Source organism: Brucepastera parasyntrophica, assembly GCF_022376835.1.
In the GTDB taxonomy this organism is placed as follows: Bacteria; Spirochaetota; Spirochaetia; order Treponematales; family Treponemataceae; genus Brucepastera; species Brucepastera parasyntrophica.
This window is the reverse complement of the sequence record NZ_CP084606.1, coordinates 1336436-1354207: the sequence shown is the minus strand read 5'-3', so window position 1 is coordinate 1354207 and position 17772 is coordinate 1336436. Positions and strand designations below refer to the sequence as shown.

The 17772-nt window shown below is 47.1% G+C and carries 14 protein-coding genes and 2 pseudogenes; 7 read left to right on the top strand and 9 right to left on the bottom strand.

All coding sequences use genetic code 11. The features are described 5' to 3' along the window. Nucleotides 1-19: 19 nt before the first annotated feature. From K7I13_RS06430 to K7I13_RS06420, 3 genes are read right to left on the bottom strand one after another with little or no spacing between them, the layout of a single operon-like run. Nucleotides 20-763, bottom strand: coding sequence for a WecB/TagA/CpsF family glycosyltransferase (locus K7I13_RS06430; RefSeq protein WP_255948867.1), 744 nt, complete (start codon nucleotides 761-763; stop codon nucleotides 20-22). Then, nucleotides 736-1572: an RsmE family RNA methyltransferase gene (locus K7I13_RS06425; RefSeq protein ID WP_255948866.1), complete on the bottom strand. Its 837-nt coding sequence runs from the start codon at nucleotides 1570-1572 to the stop codon at nucleotides 736-738. The genes K7I13_RS06430 and K7I13_RS06425 overlap by 28 nt, the downstream gene beginning before the upstream one ends. A gap of 6 nt (nucleotides 1573-1578) precedes the next feature. Further along, on the bottom strand, nucleotides 1579-3051 hold the full coding sequence (locus K7I13_RS06420; RefSeq protein WP_255948865.1) for a S41 family peptidase: 1473 nt from the start codon (nucleotides 3049-3051) through the stop codon (nucleotides 1579-1581). A gap of 126 nt (nucleotides 3052-3177) precedes the next feature. Between K7I13_RS06420 and K7I13_RS06415 the strand changes: the two genes are divergently transcribed. The 5 genes and pseudogenes from K7I13_RS06415 (at nucleotide 3178) to K7I13_RS15630 (ending at nucleotide 7621) form a co-directional block, all read left to right on the top strand. After that, nucleotides 3178-3561: a hypothetical protein gene (locus K7I13_RS06415; RefSeq protein WP_255948863.1), complete on the top strand. Its 384-nt coding sequence runs from the start codon at nucleotides 3178-3180 to the stop codon at nucleotides 3559-3561. Continuing rightward, nucleotides 3552-4688: pseudogene (locus tag K7I13_RS06410) on the top strand (P-loop NTPase). Before K7I13_RS06415 ends, K7I13_RS06410 begins: the two are co-directional and overlap by 10 nt. A gap of 222 nt (nucleotides 4689-4910) precedes the next feature. Beyond that, a complete protein-coding gene (locus tag K7I13_RS06405) occupies nucleotides 4911-5357 on the top strand; it encodes a PTS sugar transporter subunit IIA (RefSeq protein WP_255948861.1) in 447 nt (148 codons plus the stop codon). 366 nt (nucleotides 5358-5723) lie between these two features. After that, complete coding sequence (locus K7I13_RS06400; RefSeq protein WP_255948859.1) at nucleotides 5724-6221, top strand: hypothetical protein; 498 nt, start codon at nucleotides 5724-5726, stop codon at nucleotides 6219-6221. Continuing rightward, on the top strand, nucleotides 6188-7621 hold the full coding sequence (locus K7I13_RS15630) for a cytoplasm protein (protein ID WP_369413729.1): 1434 nt from the start codon (nucleotides 6188-6190) through the stop codon (nucleotides 7619-7621). The genes K7I13_RS06400 and K7I13_RS15630 overlap by 34 nt, the downstream gene beginning before the upstream one ends. Nucleotides 7622-7713: 92 nt before the next feature. Here K7I13_RS15630 and K7I13_RS06390 read toward each other — a convergent pair whose 3' ends face one another. The 6 genes and pseudogenes from K7I13_RS06390 to K7I13_RS06365 form a co-directional block, all read right to left on the bottom strand. Beyond that, nucleotides 7714-8466 carry a transglycosylase SLT domain-containing protein gene (locus K7I13_RS06390; protein WP_255948857.1) on the bottom strand — a complete coding sequence of 251 codons (753 nt, stop codon included), beginning with the start codon at nucleotides 8464-8466 and terminating at the stop codon, nucleotides 7714-7716. 183 nt (nucleotides 8467-8649) lie between these two features. Continuing rightward, entirely contained in the window at nucleotides 8650-9861 is a 1212-nt protein-coding gene (locus K7I13_RS06385; RefSeq protein WP_255948855.1) for a phosphoglycerate dehydrogenase, read from the bottom strand. 149 nt (nucleotides 9862-10010) lie between these two features. Further along, nucleotides 10011-11105: a 3-phosphoserine/phosphohydroxythreonine transaminase gene (serC, locus tag K7I13_RS06380; RefSeq protein WP_255948853.1), complete on the bottom strand. Its 1095-nt coding sequence runs from the start codon at nucleotides 11103-11105 to the stop codon at nucleotides 10011-10013. Beyond that, the gene (locus K7I13_RS06375) at nucleotides 11102-11746 is read right to left on the bottom strand and encodes a redox-sensing transcriptional repressor Rex (protein ID WP_255948851.1); all 645 of its coding nucleotides are present in this window, start codon (nucleotides 11744-11746) and stop codon (nucleotides 11102-11104) included. The genes serC and K7I13_RS06375 overlap by 4 nt, the downstream gene beginning before the upstream one ends. A 128-nt stretch (nucleotides 11747-11874) precedes the next feature. Then, a pseudogene (locus tag K7I13_RS06370) lies at nucleotides 11875-12536 on the bottom strand (methionine ABC transporter permease). After that, nucleotides 12533-13552 (bottom strand): methionine ABC transporter ATP-binding protein, encoded by a 1020-nt coding sequence (locus K7I13_RS06365; RefSeq protein WP_255948849.1) that lies wholly within the window; start codon nucleotides 13550-13552, stop codon nucleotides 12533-12535. The pseudogene K7I13_RS06370 and the gene K7I13_RS06365 overlap by 4 nt, the downstream one beginning before the upstream one ends. A 475-nt stretch (nucleotides 13553-14027) precedes the next feature. On the opposite strand from K7I13_RS06365, the gene K7I13_RS06360 reads away from it, so the two are divergent. After that, entirely contained in the window at nucleotides 14028-16289 is a 2262-nt protein-coding gene (locus K7I13_RS06360; RefSeq protein ID WP_255948847.1) for a glycogen-binding domain-containing protein, read from the top strand. Nucleotides 16290-16308: 19 nt separating this feature from the next. Next, on the top strand, nucleotides 16309-17163 hold the full coding sequence (locus K7I13_RS06355; RefSeq protein ID WP_255948846.1) for a hypothetical protein: 855 nt from the start codon (nucleotides 16309-16311) through the stop codon (nucleotides 17161-17163). Nucleotides 17164-17772: the final 609 nt, after the last annotated feature.

Below are 17772 nucleotides of genomic sequence, written 5' to 3'. Positions count from 1 at the left end.
CCAATGCGGGTAATTATAGTTAAGAATTTCTTTTAAGCAGCCGGTAACATAATAATAAAATGTTATACCATAAATATTGGAAAATTCTGAAAATTCTTAAGGGATTCTTTAAAATTTGCGGAAAATATTCCAGGCCCCGTTTAAAGGTTTTTTCTGAAATACGTCTTTTCCGTTCTGAAAAAATATCAATAACATCAGGGTCCCATATAAAAAGACCGCTGTTAAGTTTCAGTCTGTTCCGGTTAATCCAGCGCTGGGCTCCCGGTATTCCATTCCCTGCAAGTATCAGGGACGGTTCCGCCTTTGTGATGGCTGTAAGAATGTTTTTTTCCATAGTCTTATGATAATATCCGGGGAAGCGGCCTACAATGCTCAGGTTCGGAAAAGTTGACCGGACATTTTTTTCTGCCTGCAGGAGACTCCGCTGATGCGCACCGAACAGATATAATGATTTATAATGCTTTTCCAGAATGCCCAGTACTTTTATAATAAGCGAAAAAGACTGATAGCGGTCCGGCGTATTCTTTTTCAGAAAGCGGATGCCGCGGATTAAACTTTTTGAGACAGGCAAAACCAGCGCCGCGTTTACGACCATCGTATGGAATTCTCCCCGGTGCCTTGCCCTCAGAAAGTCCCATAAAGAGAGAAGCATAATATGCTGGGGTCCTTTTTTCGCAAGTAAGTCAAGAATGGTCTGTTCAAAGTCCTCTTCCGGTACTACATCAAAAGGGACTTTCATAAATTGTATTCTTTCAGTTGCCACTTTCCTAACTCCGTCAAAGCGTTTTGTATAGCAGCGACCCCGTATAAGGCCGCTGTTTCCGAACGCAGAATATTGGTATTAAAATGAATTTTCAGAAAATTATTTTCCGTTAATGTCTCTGTTTCCTGTTCTGTCATCCCTCCCTCAGGTCCGACAGCCAGGGCTGCGCATACGGGAATATCTTCCCCGTCCTTGATATGTCTTCCAAGATACTCATGAAGCGTTTTTCGTTCAAGAGGTGTTTCCGTTAAAACAAAGGCAATTTTTCTGTTTTCCGGAATATCGCCTGATATATCATTCCAAATCCGGACAGCTTCGGAAAGCGACACCGGATTGAAAATTCCTGTTGGTATTGAAGACCCGCTCTGCTGCCGGGCTTCCCGTATAATCCGTTCCCATCTTTCCTGTTTTACCGGATAACTTTCTTTTTCGTTCCTGAACAGGGATCGCTCTCCTGTCACCGGTATAATTTCGCTTACACCCATTTCAGTCGCCTGGCGTACAAGCTGTTCCATTTTCGGGTTTTTAATCATCCATTGAAAAAGAATTATTCTGGGAAAAAAAGACGGAATGTCGGGCATGTTCTGTCCGCTCTGTCCGTTTTCTTCGGCGGCGGAAAGCCGGATTTCTTTTGTCTCTCTGGTTATATCAAGGATGCGGAACGTCCGGATGGAGCCGTCGGGCAGCCTGGCTTCTACACTGCTTCCGGATGTTTTCCGGAGGACCTTTGCCAGGTAATGATAATTACTGCCGCCCAGAACAAGAATCCCGTTCCTGTCCGGAAATTCGGAAAGAACAAGCTGCCTCATTTCCGGTCAGCTTGCTTCCGCTTCTTTTTCCGACATTTGCTGCATATCAAAAACCGTATAGGTGGTTTTCAGCAGTTCAGGAATATTCTCGGTATTCAGAATATCCACCGCAGCTTTCAGCTGTATATCATATTCAAGATCGTACAGGGGACTGATATGTGTACGGTAAAACTGCTGCATGACCAGACGTTTAAGGACCCGGAGTTCTACCGGATATGTTGCTGCAAGTTTCCGGGCGAAATCTTCCGCCTGGGAATTTGTCAGTTCTGGATTTGCCTCAACAAAATCCGCTATTTCCGTAGTCTGAAGGAGATCCGTGAGGGCTTTTTCTTCCGCCTCAGTCAGTTCTGGAAAAAGGACCTCTCTGTCAGGGATAATACCGGAGGAATCAATATTTGCGCCGCTTGGTGTATAATAGCGGGCCATGGTTATTTTCATTGCGTCGCCGTTCAGTAAATCGATAACCTGCTGAACAGAACCCTTGCCATAGCTGGTTTCTCCCACAAGATAGGCAAGCTTGTAATCCTTCAGCGCGCCCGCAAGTATTTCCGATGCGCTGGCCGCGCCCCTGTTTATCAGGACGACAATAGGGATATTCTTATCAAAAGTTGTTCTGTCAGGTCTGGCCCTGAATTCCCGGTTTTCAAAAGAAATCCTTGAACGTGTTGAAACAATAACTCCCGAATCAATGAATTTATTGGCCACATCAACAACGCTGGTAATCAGCCCGCCCGGATTATTGCGGAGATCTATAAGAAGTTTTGTGTACCCTTCTTTTTCAAAGAAATCAAGCGCATCCTGAACCCTCGCGGGAGTAAGCGGTGTGAACTCAACAATTCTGAGATACCCGATGCCGTTTTCCATCATGGCATACTTGACTGTCGGAACTTCAATAAGGGCGCGCGTAAGAGTTGCCTTGAATTCAAGCGATTTCCCCCGCCTGATTGTAACTGTTACATCGGTTCCGACCGGGCCGCGCAGAATGGCAAGAACTTCTTCCATTGTAATTTCAGCCGTATCTGTCCCGTCTATATCGAGAAGCAGATCGCCAGGCTGAATCCCGGCCTTCCATCCCGGCGAGTCTTCTATGGGAGACGCCACTTCAACATAGGCCGGTTTTTCAAATGTAGACACCACTGGTTTGGTAATTGAAAGCCCGACTCCCCCAAATGAACCTGTTGTCGTGTCTTTCAGATTTGTCCCCATAAGGCTGGAAGGGTCAATATATGAAGTATAGGGATCGTCAAGCGCTTCGAGCATTCCCTTCATTGCCCCCTCATATAATATACGGGGGTCAACCTCGTCCACATAGTTATTCTGGACAAAAGCGAATACATACTCAAAAAGCTGCAAATATCTGCCTGCGGATTTGTCAGTGGATGTGTTTCCCTGGGCAAAAACAGAAGGTGAAAACAGTACAAAAATGAGCAATACCGCGGAAAAAAGACCTGCCGTAAACCATATTTTTTCGGGTTTCATACTGATATTGTCAGTATATCTTCATTCTTTGTCAAGGGAAGAAGGGAATTACCTTTATCCGGGAAATTCCGGAAATAAAAAACCCTTGACCAATACTGGTTATCCTGCGTACACTTATAAGAACTTATGGAAACAAAAACAGTTTTTTATCCCTTTTTTCTTCTACTATATGAACTCTTAAGACTGTTTTTATTGCTGAGGCAGGGAATTGCGCTTGAAATTTCTTCATCCCTTGCGGTATATGCCGCCGCGCCTCTTTTAGTCATAACCCCGGTCCTTTTTTTTATGCTCATCTTTAGTGAGGACCAGTTTAAAACATGGCTGCCTCTTATAAGCCTGATAAAAATTATTGGAATACCTTTTCTCCTTCTTTTTATTATCCGGAATTTTTCATTAATATATGAAGAATTTGATCAAATTTCCGTTCTCTTGATTGCAATTTTTATCACAGTTGCCGATATAATAATTGCAGCGTTTTGTCTGGGGAGAAATCGAACATTATGCAAATAATACCTATAGCAAGCGGAAAGGGCGGTGTCGGCAAAAGCCTTCTTTCCGCAAACCTTGCAATTGCTCTCGGCCAGTCGGGAAAAAAGGTCCTGCTTGCGGACCTTGATCTTGGCGCATCAAATTTGCACCTGGTTCTCGGTGTTCAGTCACCCGGCGTCGGGATCGGGACTTTTTTAACAAAGACTACCCCGTTCAGCAGTATTATCCTGGAAACGCCCTATCCGAATGTGTCTTTTATTCCCGGAGATTCTGAAATTCCCGGCCTTACTTCTCTGAGGGCCCCCAGAAAAAATCGCTTACAAAAACCTCCTGGCCGCCGATGCAGATTACCTGCTTCTCGATCTCGGGGCCGGGACCCATCTCAGCATCCTTGATTTTTTTCTCATGTCGCCTCAGGGTATTGTAGTCACGGCGCCCTCGGTAACAGCTACGCTTAACGCCTATCTCTTTCTGAAAAACGCTGTTTTCCGTCTGATGTACGGGTGTTTTAAAAAAGACAGTCCGGCGTATAAATTCCTGGAGACAATGAAATCCCAGGGATCTTCCCTGCAGCGGATGTACATCCCGAAAATTACGGAAGAAATCGCCCGTATTGATCCTGAAAACGCCGCGAAATTCCGGGAACAGCTGTCCCGTTTTCATCCCAGGCTTGTGATGAATATGATCGAGGACCCAAAAGACGCGGACAAGGCCCTTAAAATCAGACGGTCGTGCCGGGAATATCTGAACATTGACCTTGAACATTTGGGGGTCATTTACCGTGATTCCCTTCAGGATACGGCCCTGTCATCGCGCCTTCCGATAATAATATATAAGCCCAGTCTCTATTATCCCAGGCAATTTACCGTATTGCCGATAAAATCCTCCAGTCCGAAACGGAAACATTCGGTGACTTTACCGCCTTTGTTGATGAAAGTTTTCAGTCAGCCGAGATGGAAGCTTCAATTGATTATGAATCCCGGATGAATTACATAGAAGAATTGATAGGCAGCGGGGCCCTGACAATGGGCGATCTTGCGGAAACAGTTAAATCACAGCAATTTGAAATCAATACCCTGAAAAAAGAAAACACCATGCTGAAAAACAGGCTGCTTAAGGCTATCCAGCAGGGATATACAGTCAAATAATCTCATATTATTTGACTGTTTCCGGTTGTAAGTATTTCTGATGAAAAGAATTGGTTAGTTCTTTACATCAGAAACTTAAATAAAAGGTGTATACAATCTGATTTTCAGCCGCAATATACCAGAAAAACCCTCCCGAATCCTGAAAACCTGAATTCCCGACATTTTCAAAAATGCCGCAATAAAAACCTTGACTTTTCCAATGAAGAACCGTACACTGATTCTATGAACTTGAAAACTGTTTTGACGCCGGACATTGTGGATTTACACCTGAAGGGTACAACAAAAGAGGAAATTATTGATGAACTGCTTGATATTCTTGTTCGGGCAGGGAAGGTGAAAGACAAGGAAGCCGCACGGGCCTGTGTTCTTGACCGTGAACGGAAAATGTCTACAGGAATGAAGCATGGTATTGCCATTCCCCATGGAAAGACCGATTCCGTTGATGATCTTGTCGCCTGTATGGGTATTTCCGATAATCCGGTCGATTTTGACTCCCTTGATCAGGAGCCATGCCGTATTTTCATTATGACGCTTTCTCCTGTCGATAAAACAGGCCCTCACCTGCAGTTCCTTGCGGAAGTAAGTCTGCTTTTCAAGAGTGCTGAAAAACGGCAGGAAATTCTCAAGTCTAATGATAAGGCTGAGGTTATCAGAATTTTAACTGAGTAGCTGTACCCGGGGACATGTAATGTGTTTTACCGCTTTTATATGTAACGTTTTGAACGTTATACTGTAATGTATTGTCATTCTGCTGCCTGCAGAGAGAAGGCCCCGCTGTAAGGGGTCTTTTTTCGTGCCGGCGGCGGATGAAATAAGTAAATGAGCCAATTTCAGAACTTGCTTAGTTTTGAAATTGGCACTCTGGAAAGCGTGTTGAACACGCTTTCTGCACTACATATAGAGAAACGATTTCAAAATCTGACATTTTGAAATCGCCTCAAATATTTGGTTCCGGCAGCCGATTGTTAAGCAAGGGGCTGCCTCCGGTGAAGAGCTTCGGGCATCCCGGGTATAACCCGGTAAAGAGGTGTGCAAATGAAAACTGAACCGAAATATCTGGTCGATGGTATCCACATAAAAGATCGGGACGGCAGAGCTGTAATTCTGCGCGGCTGCAATCTTGGCGGGGACAGTAAAATTCCCTTTTCCCCGGAGGGCAATCCGCTGAAGTATGACGTTTCCTTCTGCGGACGGCCTTTCCCCGAGGAGGAAGCCGACATACATTTTGCGCGGCTTGCCGGATGGGGCTTTACTTTTTTGCGGATGGTTATCACCTGGGAGGCCGTGGAACATGCCGGCCCCGGATATTATGATGAAGACTATCTTGCCTATCTCCGGTCTATTCTCAAAAAGCTGAAGCGTACGGAATATCCGTTTTTATTGATCCCCATCAGGATGTGTGGAGCCGCTGGACAGGCGGCGACGGCGCGCCGGGCTGGACACTTGAGGCCGCGGGTTTTGACCTCGACAGCATTACCGAGGCGGGCGCCGCCTTTACCATGGAGTCCGAGGGAGAAAACTATGCCCAGATGAGCTGGTCGCTCAATTATCTGCGCTATGCGGCCGCGACAATGAATACACTCTTTTTCGGTGGGAATATTTTCGCTCCCTCGCGCTATATTGACGGGACGCCGATCCAGGACTGGCTGCAGGATCATTTTATTGAAGCGATGAAGCATACTGCACGCCGGCTCAAGGATTGTTCTGCCGTTGTCGGTTTCGGCACCTTTAATGAACCTCATTATGGCTTTATCGGCCTGAAGGATCTGAACAAACATTATGCCGTAAACGCGGTTTCCGGAGCTGTCCCCACTGCCTTTCAGGCAATGGCATCCGCCTCGGGGTTTCCCCAGGATATTGTGCGGTATACGCTGGCCGGAAAAATAAAGAAGCCTGGGAAGGAAAAACTGAATCCTTCGGGGATATCCGTTTTCCGCAAGGGCTATACCTGTCCGTGGAGGGAAGCAGGAGTCTGGACTGTCGAGAATGATGTTCCTGTACTCAAAAAAAAGGATTTCTTTGCGACAATTCCGTCCCAAAGCGATACTGTAGGCGTCCGCCCGGCTGATTTCTGTGAATACTTCCTTAAACCGTTCCAGAAAAAATTTATGGAAACCGTTTCAAAAAAACATAAACATTATATATTTTTTACGGAAAGCGTTCCAATGTCTGAATGTGTTATATGGCATCCTGATGAACGAACCGGCCCTGACGGCAACCCTTTCAGTATTGTCGATGCCGTGCACTGGTACGACGGGCCGACCCTGCTCCTGAAAAAATGGCGTCCGGTGATAACCGCCGATTCGCTGAACCGGTCTCCCGTGATCGGAAAAGGGGCGACAAAGGAGAATATCAAGAAGCAGATTGCCGAAATTGCGGACAGGCCCCGCTCAAAGGGCGTAGCTTCATTCATTGGTGAATTCGGAGTGCCTTTTGATCTCGATGACGGCAAGTCATACCGGACAGGCGATTATTCGGCGCAGGAAGAGGCGCTCGGCGTTTATTATGACGGGATTGACGCGGCCCTGGTGCATTCGACAATATGGAATTATTCCGCATCGAATACTCATGAACACGGTGACGGCTGGAATAAGGAAGATCTCTCAATTTATTCCGCAAGTACAGGCGAGGGGCGTGCTGTAAAGGGTTTTTGCAGGCCCTATGCCATGGCAATAGCGGGCATCCCGGTCTTAATGCAGTTTGATCAGACAAAAAGAGAGTTTATTCTCGAATGGGAAGCTGTCCCCGGTGTGACGGAAATTTTTGTCCCGGAGATCTGGTACCCGGAAGGTTGGGAAGCAGAACTGGAATCCCTTCTTGCAAAAATTGACGCCGACGCCGTGATGGAAAAAAGTCCTGAAAAACAGAGATTGTACATTACCCTTACCCGAGGCAGCCATCTAAGAGTAAGAGTCTTTCCCCTTTCCGTATAGCGGCGGCTCAAAAAATAAAACCCCCGGTACCTCCGGGGTTTTATAAAAGTAAAGGAAGGTTTTTCGTGCTGACCGGCACGCGGTTTTAAAAGCTATCTTCTCGCGAGAGCGCTGACTGTTTCAGTTTCATCGGCAATAACATATTTAACAACAACGTCCTGGTTGAACATTCTCGTCAGGTTATCCCTGTTATTCAATATGCGCGATACATAATCAAGCGTCCGTTTCGGTGTTTTATCATTACTCACCTTTCCGGGGCCTGCATTATACATTGCCAGGGCTGTTACTTCATTGCCCGAGTGGTCCAGGCAATATCTCAGATGGGAAAGCCCGTAATAGGCATTGGTTTCAGGAGTGAAAAAATCCGTTTCAGTCAGTTTCGGGAAAGCCTTATTGTTAAGCTGGAAAAGGCCCCTGTCTACGGACGACGCGTTTTTATTAACAGCCATAATCTGGAATCTGCTCTCTTCCCATGCAAGCGCGAAGGCAAGGGGAGGCGCAATATTGTTTTTGCTGGCATTGTCCAGAATAATGCGGGTTATGCTCTCGTCGCCGGTAATCTGATTATAGAAGTTTACGACATCTTCGCGGGAAACTTCCGCCCGGTACAGAGCCAGACCCCGGTCAATCTGTTTTCGTGCGGTCATTGTTTTCTGCCGGAACAATTCCGGTTCAACCGCTGAAGCCAGCTGAGGCTCCGCTTCTGTTTCTGCGGAAAAAGCTACAGCGATTATATTGAACTGAGAATAAATGGATTTCCCTGCAAGAATTATTACGCCAAAAATAAAGACAGCAAGGAGAACCTTTTTCGGGTAAACCGTGTAAATTGTGCTTTTCTGTTCCATAATGCGAAATACTCCATCATTTTCAAGATTTTTCTTTCTTCTTGCATTAAACTATACTAATAGCGGAGAACTTAATCAAGCAGTTATTCGTAAAACTTTATAAAAAAAGGCAAAATTCAGTAACTATTATATAATATAGTAAGAATTTTGCCTTTTGCCAAATTATCCGTCTGTCGGAATATTTTAGTCTTCTTCGGTTACCGGAATAGTGTGTTTTCTTCCCGGAATTTCACGCACGGCAATAACACCGTCAATATTTATCAGATTTTCAATAACTTCGGGACCCAGTTTATCTTCCACATCGATAAGATTGTAGGCAACATCAGCCTTATTCTGGTTAGTCATTGAGGAAATATTGAGCTTGGCATTTGCAAGGATACTGGTGATCTGCCCTATCATGTTCGGAACATTTTTATTTGCAATGCACAAACGCACTCCGTCCTGGGGAATGGGGCCGTCGATTCTGCATTTGGGAAAATTGACCGAATTGGTTATATTTCCGTTTTCAAGAAAGTCCATGAGCTGGCGGACCGCCATAAATGCGCAGTTGTCCTCGGCTTCCGGAGTTGATGCGCCCAGATGGGGCAGGCAGATAACATTTTCGGTTTTGAGGAGCTCCTCATCGGCAAAATCGGTAACATAGCAGGCTACCTGGCCTTCGTTAATGGCCGCAATCATATCGGCGTTATTGACCAGTCCGCCGCGGGCAAAATTGAGTATCCTCACGCCCTTTTTCATTAAGCGGAGTTTTTCGGCATTTATGAATCCCTTTGTTTCATTTGTCTGGGGGATGTGGATGGTAATATAGTCGGTTTTTGCAAGAAGGGCGTCCAGGGTTTCCGCCTTGTGCACATTGCAGGAAAGAGACCAGGCCCCGTCAACGGAAATAAAAGGATCATATCCGATAACATCCATGCCCAATGCCAGCGCGTCGTTCGCTACCATGGCGCCGATTGCGCCAAGTCCGATAACGCCGAGTGTTTTCCCCTTGATTTCCGGCCCGACGAACTGGCTTTTTCCTTTTTCGGCAAGCGCCGGAATTTCATCCCCCTTGCCGATCAGGGTTTTTACCCATTCCGCGGCCTTGGTTACCGGCCGGCTTGAGAAAAGAAGGGCTGCGAGGACCAGTTCTTTTACCGCATTCGCATTGGCTCCCGGCGTATTGAACACAACAATGCCCTTTTCAGTGCATTTCGGGACCGGAATATTATTCACGCCGGCCCCTGCCCGGGCAATAGCCTTAACGCTCATGGGGATGTCCGTTTCATGCATTTCCGCCGAGCGGACCAGTACCGCGTCCGGGTTCAGGATTTCACTTGCGATTTCATAGCTGTCCCGCGGAAAAAGGGCAAGCCCTTCCGGGGCGATTTTATTAAGGGTCTGTATTTTAAACATAGCTATACTCCTTTAGCTTAAGTTTCTGATGCAAAGAATTGGTTAATTCATCACATCAGAAACACTTACGATCGGAAATAGTCAAATAATACGGATTATTTGACTATAAAATCTCCTTGCATGGTATCGGTCTGAAATTCTTCAGAATATCAGGCGTTTTCCTTCGCAAATTTTTCCATAAAAGCGATAAGCGCCTTTACGCCTTCAAGAGGCATCGCGTTGTAAATTGATGCCCTCATTCCGCCGACCAGCCGGTGTCCGGCCAGATTGACCAGCCCCGCTTTTTCCGCTTCGGCGACGAATTTTTTATTGATCACATCGGCTTTTTCAGGGTCGGTTTCTTTTGTTACAAACGGTATATTCATCAGTGACCGGCTGCCATTTTCCGCGGTCGCGGCATAATAGGGAGAAGCATCGAGATAGTCATACAGCATCGAAGCTTTTTCGGTATTCCGCTTTGCCATACCCTCGGCACCGCCGTTTTTCTGTATCCATTCGAGTACAAGTCCCATTACATAGATGGTGTAACAGGGCGGTGTGTTATACATGGAACCTTCTTTTACATGAGTGTCATAGCGGAGCATTGCGGGTGTATTTTCTACCGGTGTATCGGTAATCAGGTCTTCCCGGATAATAACCAGCGTAACTCCTGCCGGCGCCAGATTTTTCTGCGCTCCCGCATAGAGGATTCCGAATTTTGAAACATCCAGAGGTTCCGAAAGAACGCAGGAAGAAATATCGGCGACAAGCGGAATTGAACCTGTCTCGGGGATTTTTGCCCATTTTGTTCCCATGATTGTATTATTGAGCGTAATATGCGCATAGTCATAATCTCCCGAAATGGTGCCGACGTCCGGAATCATGCGGTAATTTGAGTCCTTTGAAGAAGCAATAACATCTACTTCCATCCATTTTCCTGCTTCCTTGATGGCCTTTTCCGCCCAGACGCCGGTGTTGACATACGCGGCCTTTCCATTCTTTTTAAGGTTAAGAGGAACCATGGCAAACTGCAGACTCGCACCGCCCTGTAAAAAAAGAACCTTGTAATTTTCCGGTACATTCATCAGTTCCCGGACCAGGGCCTCGGTTTTTTCCATGATGGGCTTGAACGCTTTTGAGCGGTGGCTCATTTCCATAACGGACTGTCCGGTGCCGTTGTAATCGGTCATTTCCGAGGCTGCTTTTTCAAGCACTTCCAGCGGCAGCATGGAAGGCCCTGCTGAAAAATTGTATACGCGACTCATCTATCACTCCTTTTGACAGCAATCCTGGCAGCCAGCGCCCCAAGTGCGTCTATTGTTGATACATTTTCAATCTCGGTTTCCGCGGAAACCGAGAGAATTGCTGGTGTAAAATTAACAATGCCTGCAATGCCGCAGGCTATCAGTTTTTCCGCGGTTTGCTGGGCCTGGTTCTCCGGAACGCACAGAATGGCATAGCGTATGGCAAGACGCGGAATAACGTCCTTCATTTTAAATGTGGGGTAGAGGGGAAACGCCGCTTTCAGAATCTCGACACGGTTTACATTGGAATCAAACCCCGCGCAGAGCGTAAAATGACTCCCCCTGAATCCCGAATAATCCAAAAAAGCCGAACCCAGCCGCCCGAGACCGACAATACAGCAGTTCTGGGCCTGGTCGGAAAAACCCAGCGCGTTTCTGATTACAGCCGCTAGTTTTTCCGGGTTATATCCCGTACTGGTTGAAATTTCCGTTCCCGCATTCAACAGGGAAATATCCTTCCGGATAGTATGGCTCGGCCAGCCTGTATACTGTTCGATTTCCGCGGAAGAAATAGCCGGCTCCGCCTTTCCCTCTCTGACCCGGGTTTCCAAAAGGCGTAAAAGAAGTGCAAGCCGCTCTGCCGTCGGTTTCGATAATGCCATTATCTTCCTTCTGTGAATAATTTCACAATAAAAATACCAAATTCTTTTTGCTTTGTCAATGGATTTTTCCGGTTTGTTGTGAAATTTTTCTCAGCTCGGAGTCGGTAAATTCCGTAATCCCCCGGCTTTCAGCGTTTCGCTATCAGCCGGTTGCTGATGCGGGTCCCGATAAACTGAATAAGCTCGACCAGTACAAGAATAACAATAACCGCCGCAATCATTATATCGCTGCGGAAGCGGTGGTAGCCGTAACTTATAGCAAGGTGTCCCAGACCTCCGCCTCCGATAACGCCGGCCATTGCCGAATATCCGATCAGATTAATAATTGTCAGTGTAATGCCGGATACAAGGGAGGGCAGGGCCTCCGGGATCAGGACCTTGAATATAATCTGGTAGTTCCGGGAACCCATCGCGCGGGCGGCCTGAATCACTCCGGGGTCAACCTCTTTCAGCGCTGTTTCAATTATCCGGGCCACAAAGGGCGCGGCCGCAATCGAGAGCGGAACAATGGCGGCCGTTGTTCCTATGCTTGTTCCGATAATAATCCGGGAAAGAGGAAACAGGAGAATCATTAATATTATAAAGGGAAATGATCTCAGCACATTTACGATTCTGCTTATAATCTGGTTCAGAACCGGTTTCGGGGAAATCCCGGCCGGATCCGTAACGTACAGGAAAACCCCAGCGGGGCTCCGAGCAGAAGGGAAAAAAAAGTCGAACACAGTACCATCACAAGAGTTTCTCCTGTCGCGGTTCCGACAAGGCGGACAAGAATTTCAATTCTGCTCATATGTTTTTCTCCACTGTAACTCCCTGGCGGGAAAGATATTCAATGGCCCTGTTGATTTCGGCCTCATCTCCTGAAATATCCGCAATCATTGTCCCTATTGGAGTGCCGCTGACATTCTGTACCCCACCGGCTCTGATATTGAATTCAATATTGAACTGTTTTGACAGCCTGCTCAGTACCGGCTCTCCGGTTAATTCTCCCCGGAACCTGATTGTGTACGCCCCGCCTTCATGGGACCATCTGATAAGACCCTCCGGGGCCTGTAAACTCAGGCTGTCTTCATCTTCCATAGGATTAAGGTGCGACAGAAATTCCCGGGTTATCGCCGCTTTCGGGCGGGCGAAGATATCCGTTACACGGCCTTCTTCCACCACACGGCCCTCATCAAGGACAGCGACCAGCTCGCAGGCGTCCCGGACAACTTCCATCTGGTGGGTAATCATTACAATACTCAGGCTCAGCTCCCTCTGCAGCTTTTTCAGCAGATCCAGAATTGAGCGGGTCGTCTGCGGGTCAAGCGCGCTGGTGGCCTCATCGCAGAACAGAATGTCCGGATTTACAGCCAGCGCCCTGGCAACGGCGACGCGCTGTTTCTGGCCTCCTGACAGGGTACTTATCGGCGAGTCACCGCGGCCTTCAAGTCCGACATGTTCAAGCAGGTCCGAAACCCTCCTGCGTATGTCTTTCCGGGGCATCCCGCCGATTTCCAGGGGATAGGCAATATTGCCGGCCGCGGAACGCGAACTGAACAGATTGAAATTCTGGAAAATCATGCCGATCCGCCGCCGCCGGGCAATCAGTTCATCTCCGGTAAGGTTATCGACCCGTTTTCCAGAAAACAGGATTTCCCCGGAATCGGGCCTTTCCAGCAGACTGATAAGCCTGACCAGGGTGGATTTTCCGGCCCCGCTTTTTCCGATAATGCCATAGATAGTGTTGGAAGGTATTTCGAGGCTTACCGAATCCACCGCGGCGACCTCTCCGTATCTTTTTTTCAGATTTTCCAGACTAATCATTTTATAGTCCTTTAATGTAAGTTTCTGACACAAGGAATTAACTGATTCCTTGTGTCGGAAACATTTATAATCAAATAATTTAAATTATTTGATTATAAATCCTCAAGAATGAAACTGCTTTTTCAAAAGCCGGGAACCAGGGACTCGCCGTTTTTTCAGACGGGTTCCGGGCAGGTATTCTGATAATACAAAAAACGGGGGAAATTCCCTTTTTCAGGATACATGATAATGGAGCGCTCTGCAAGAAAAGAAAAAATAAAAAAGCAGGGCCGCCTGCAGATACATAAAGTTTTCAATCTGATGCATATTATAGAAAGATATGCATCAGATTGATTACAGCAATGTAAAAAGGTTACAGGGAAAGCCCCAAAAACAGGCTTTTTTTTGCTTTTTTTCTTTACAAATTGTTCAAAGCGGCGTATGATGAATCAAACTGGTTGTAAAATCGGTTTAAAAGTATTAGGAGGAATTAAGGATGAAGAAGCTTTTTGCATTCATCACAGCTTTGCTGGTGCTTTCTTGCTTTGTATTTGCAGAGGTAACGGTAAAGGATGTCGGTGGAGGTAACGCAGAGGTTACCTTCTTCTATGGCAATCCCCGGGCATCCGAGGTTGTTATAGCTGGTACTTGGACAGACTGGCAGAATGCCGCTGAACCAATGACCTTGATCGAAGGCAAAGGATGGGAATATACGGTTACTGTTCCTGTTGCTACAGAAATGAGATATAAATTCATTTCCGATGGAAACTGGACAGCTGACCTGAAGGCTCCCGACTTTGTAGACGACGGTTTCGGCGGAAAGAACGGTTTCGTAGACGTAGCCTATCTGGTTGCTGCATCTGCTGCAAGCGCTGACGGCGCACCCGTTGCGGCCGGCGGAAGAATCAAATTCATCTGCTGGAGCATGTTCGGTGTACAGGCTCAGTACAGGACCAGCGCTATAGCCGACCCGTCAAAGACCGGTATCGACCTTGACAACGCTACTGTCGGTGCGAAGACCTATGCCAAATTTGATGGTAATTTCCTTGGAAGGAACCCCTTCTTTATTGAAATTGCCCTTTTTGAAACAGAACTGGACCCTGAACAGAGTGACGGCAAATTGTATCTGTATAAGAAAGATGCTTCCGGTAATGATGAAGTCGCGTGGGGCGACGGCGTAAAGACTTTCTTTAATGATGTCTTCAGCAATCCCCTTGCCTATCTCGCAAAGACAACAGATAATACGGCAAGCAGTGCCGGACCGGGATCAAATCCCTTCCTCGGCCACCTGAAATTCGGTTTTAACACCCGTTTCGTTAACTATCTGACCGGTTTCAACTATGCAAAACCTGAAATCAATAACACAATCCTGTGGACCACTATTGATGGTAACTGGGATGCTGGTTATCAGCATGCCGGTGGTTTCTCGGTGTTCTCTCTCGGCGACGGCATCCGCGAAATTGGTCCCGCAAAAATCAATTTCACCTTCGCGCCGAACAAGAGCGCTGACCGCAAGGGAACCAAATACGGTCTGTGGACATTCGCCAATGTTGATATCAACGGATTCGTGGCGGAAGTTCAGTACAACACGTTCTTCACAGGCGAAACCCTGTTCGACAAACCCTTCGAGCACGATATTATTATCGGTACAAAGGGCAGCGTTGCAGGATTTACCTACGGAGTACAGGCCCTTATCAACATCTATCAGAACCTCGATCAGATCCCCAACGGCTCAGCCGGACAGACTGGTATCTGGGCGACCGATATGATGGATTATTCAGGTTACAGCCGTTCAGCAGTTTATATGACCGACAAGTTTGATGTTACCAAGCACATGGCCGCAGAAGCCCGCGTTGGCTACACACTGCCCAACAAGTTCGGTGAACTGACACTCGGCTACCGCTTCCGCGGACTTGAATCAAACATGCTCTTCGTTGCCGACCACCACAATGATTTCGGAAAAGATACCCAGACTGCACAGCTTGGTACTCTGAACAGCCAGCGGATTTATCTCGACGCTGTTGTAAACGTAATCGATGGTCTGACAATCAAGCTCAGCCCCTATTTTGAAATGCCGTTCACCACAAAAGACTGGGACGACTATTTCTCGATTTATGACAATGCTGCAAACAACAGCCGCTGGGATTTCGGCGCAAAAGAAAGCAAGAGAATCGTTGCTCAGCTCGGTGTAGATTACAATCTTTCCAACCTGATCGGCCTCACTTCTTCTGTTTCAGTTTACGGAAAAATCAAGTACGTAACTGACGACGCTGACAAATATATCGGCTATGACAGCAACTTCCTGTTCTCGAACGCCGGTCTGAAATTCACAATTTCAAACATCTCGGATATTTTCAAAGGCATCGATTTCTACTATGGACTCGATAACACTGATGACTTCCAGATGTTCAACACCTTCATCGCGTCCGTAAGGCTGCCGATGGACTTCAATGTTGACGTTGCTTTCGCTCTCCGGTCTGCTACACCCGAAATGAACTATGATGTATATCATCCCTTCGGTTTCGCAATCGGCGCCGCAAAGAAATTCTCAAAACTGGCTAAACCCACCGTTTATGTACAGTTTGTATATGACATGGACCCCTATGCCAACTTTGGTGACGGACAGAACAACCTGAACCTTGATGGTTACTGCATTGGAAACAAAGTCAGATATCGTGGCGATGATCTTGAACAGAATGCGGTTAACATCTATGAAGGCTGGGCAGCATTCCGCGTTGGTATCCGCTGGGATATCTAATAGAAGGAGAATATAACAGATGAAAAAGATTATGACATTTTTACTCGCAGGCCTTCTGCTTGTGAGCCTCATCGGTTGTTCCGGCGATCTGCATGACTCAAACGAGCACACCGGAACGACAGGCGACTGGGGATACTGGTGGTCAATAGCTATTGATACCACCGGGGTCGCGGCGGACGGAACAGTGTCCGTTATCTTCAAGAATGACAACAAGCAGTCTTCGGACATCACCGGCGCGCCTCTGACAGGTTCCGTATACTATGAATTCGATTCAGGGACAGGAACTGTCATACCAAACACCCGCGGCGATAACCCCGCGTCTACAGCAGGCGCAGGCGAACTGTTTGTCGCGGTATATACACAGCTGAATCCTGTGCACCTGCACGCGTGGGGATCCGACGGATACCCTATTACAGGCGCATGGGCATCCGCTCCGCTGATGACTTCAAGCGCTCCGCCTCCCGACCTTGACAACTACACAATGGTTATTAAGGTTATCAATGCTACCGGCGGTGCAACAGTATTCCTGAACGGAACAGTATGGGGATGGGACACATGGCCCTTCACGGCTTGGGGGCCTTCCGCGGCTGACGTAGCTGAAGTTATTGCCACACAGTCTGCCCGTTTCCTCGTTGCCAATGCTGGCGGTGAAACCAATACAGTAACCAAGGTTGTTACCAGTCCTCAGGGAACCCCTTACAGCGGAGAAATCATGGTTGTTGAATGCACTCCGGTTGGTAGTCCTCCTACGGATTATACTGTAGACAGCCAGTCAGGTAATATCCCTGTTTCACTTGGTTCAGGTCCCGGTACTTATGATGTAACGATTACCTACGCCGCAGGCGGAGGAACTGCAGTAGTTTCCAAACAGTAAATTGTTTTGATTATGGCGCTGTCCCCTGGATGACGCCATATCATGGAAACATGAAGCTGAAGCCTTTTCCGTATATACGGAAAAGGCTTCTTTTTTGTCCGCTGAGGCGGGCGTCTGTAAAGTAGCCGCAAAAACCGGTGTGTTTCCGGCGGTGTCTGCGGGAGAATGTAATAACCCAAATCCTGTTACGCGGAGTAGATACGTTTATAAATAAGGATGCGAAACCTGTAGGTATCCTGAACAGCCCATGATTTGTGATTTATCATCCTGTCCGGGACGGCCGGGACAGTTTTCCTGCGGTCAAATTCCCTGAATATCAATACAATCACATAAAAAAAAGCACTTCACTGTTTTTGTCCGCACATTCATTTATAATATGTCCGGTGTTTATAGTGGAAAATATCGCTGTATCAGTCATTATATATCCTGGTTTCCATAAAAACGGATAGATTCTTTTGCCTTGTTGTTTTCTGTCACAGGATGGCCGTTCAGCGGGTCCTGCGGAGCAGCACATAAACAGAAAATTCACTTGAAAGCAGGACCGGGGCGCAGTTTCAGGATGGGGAGACCGCGCTGCCGGATACATGAAAAATCATGCAAAAAAATTGA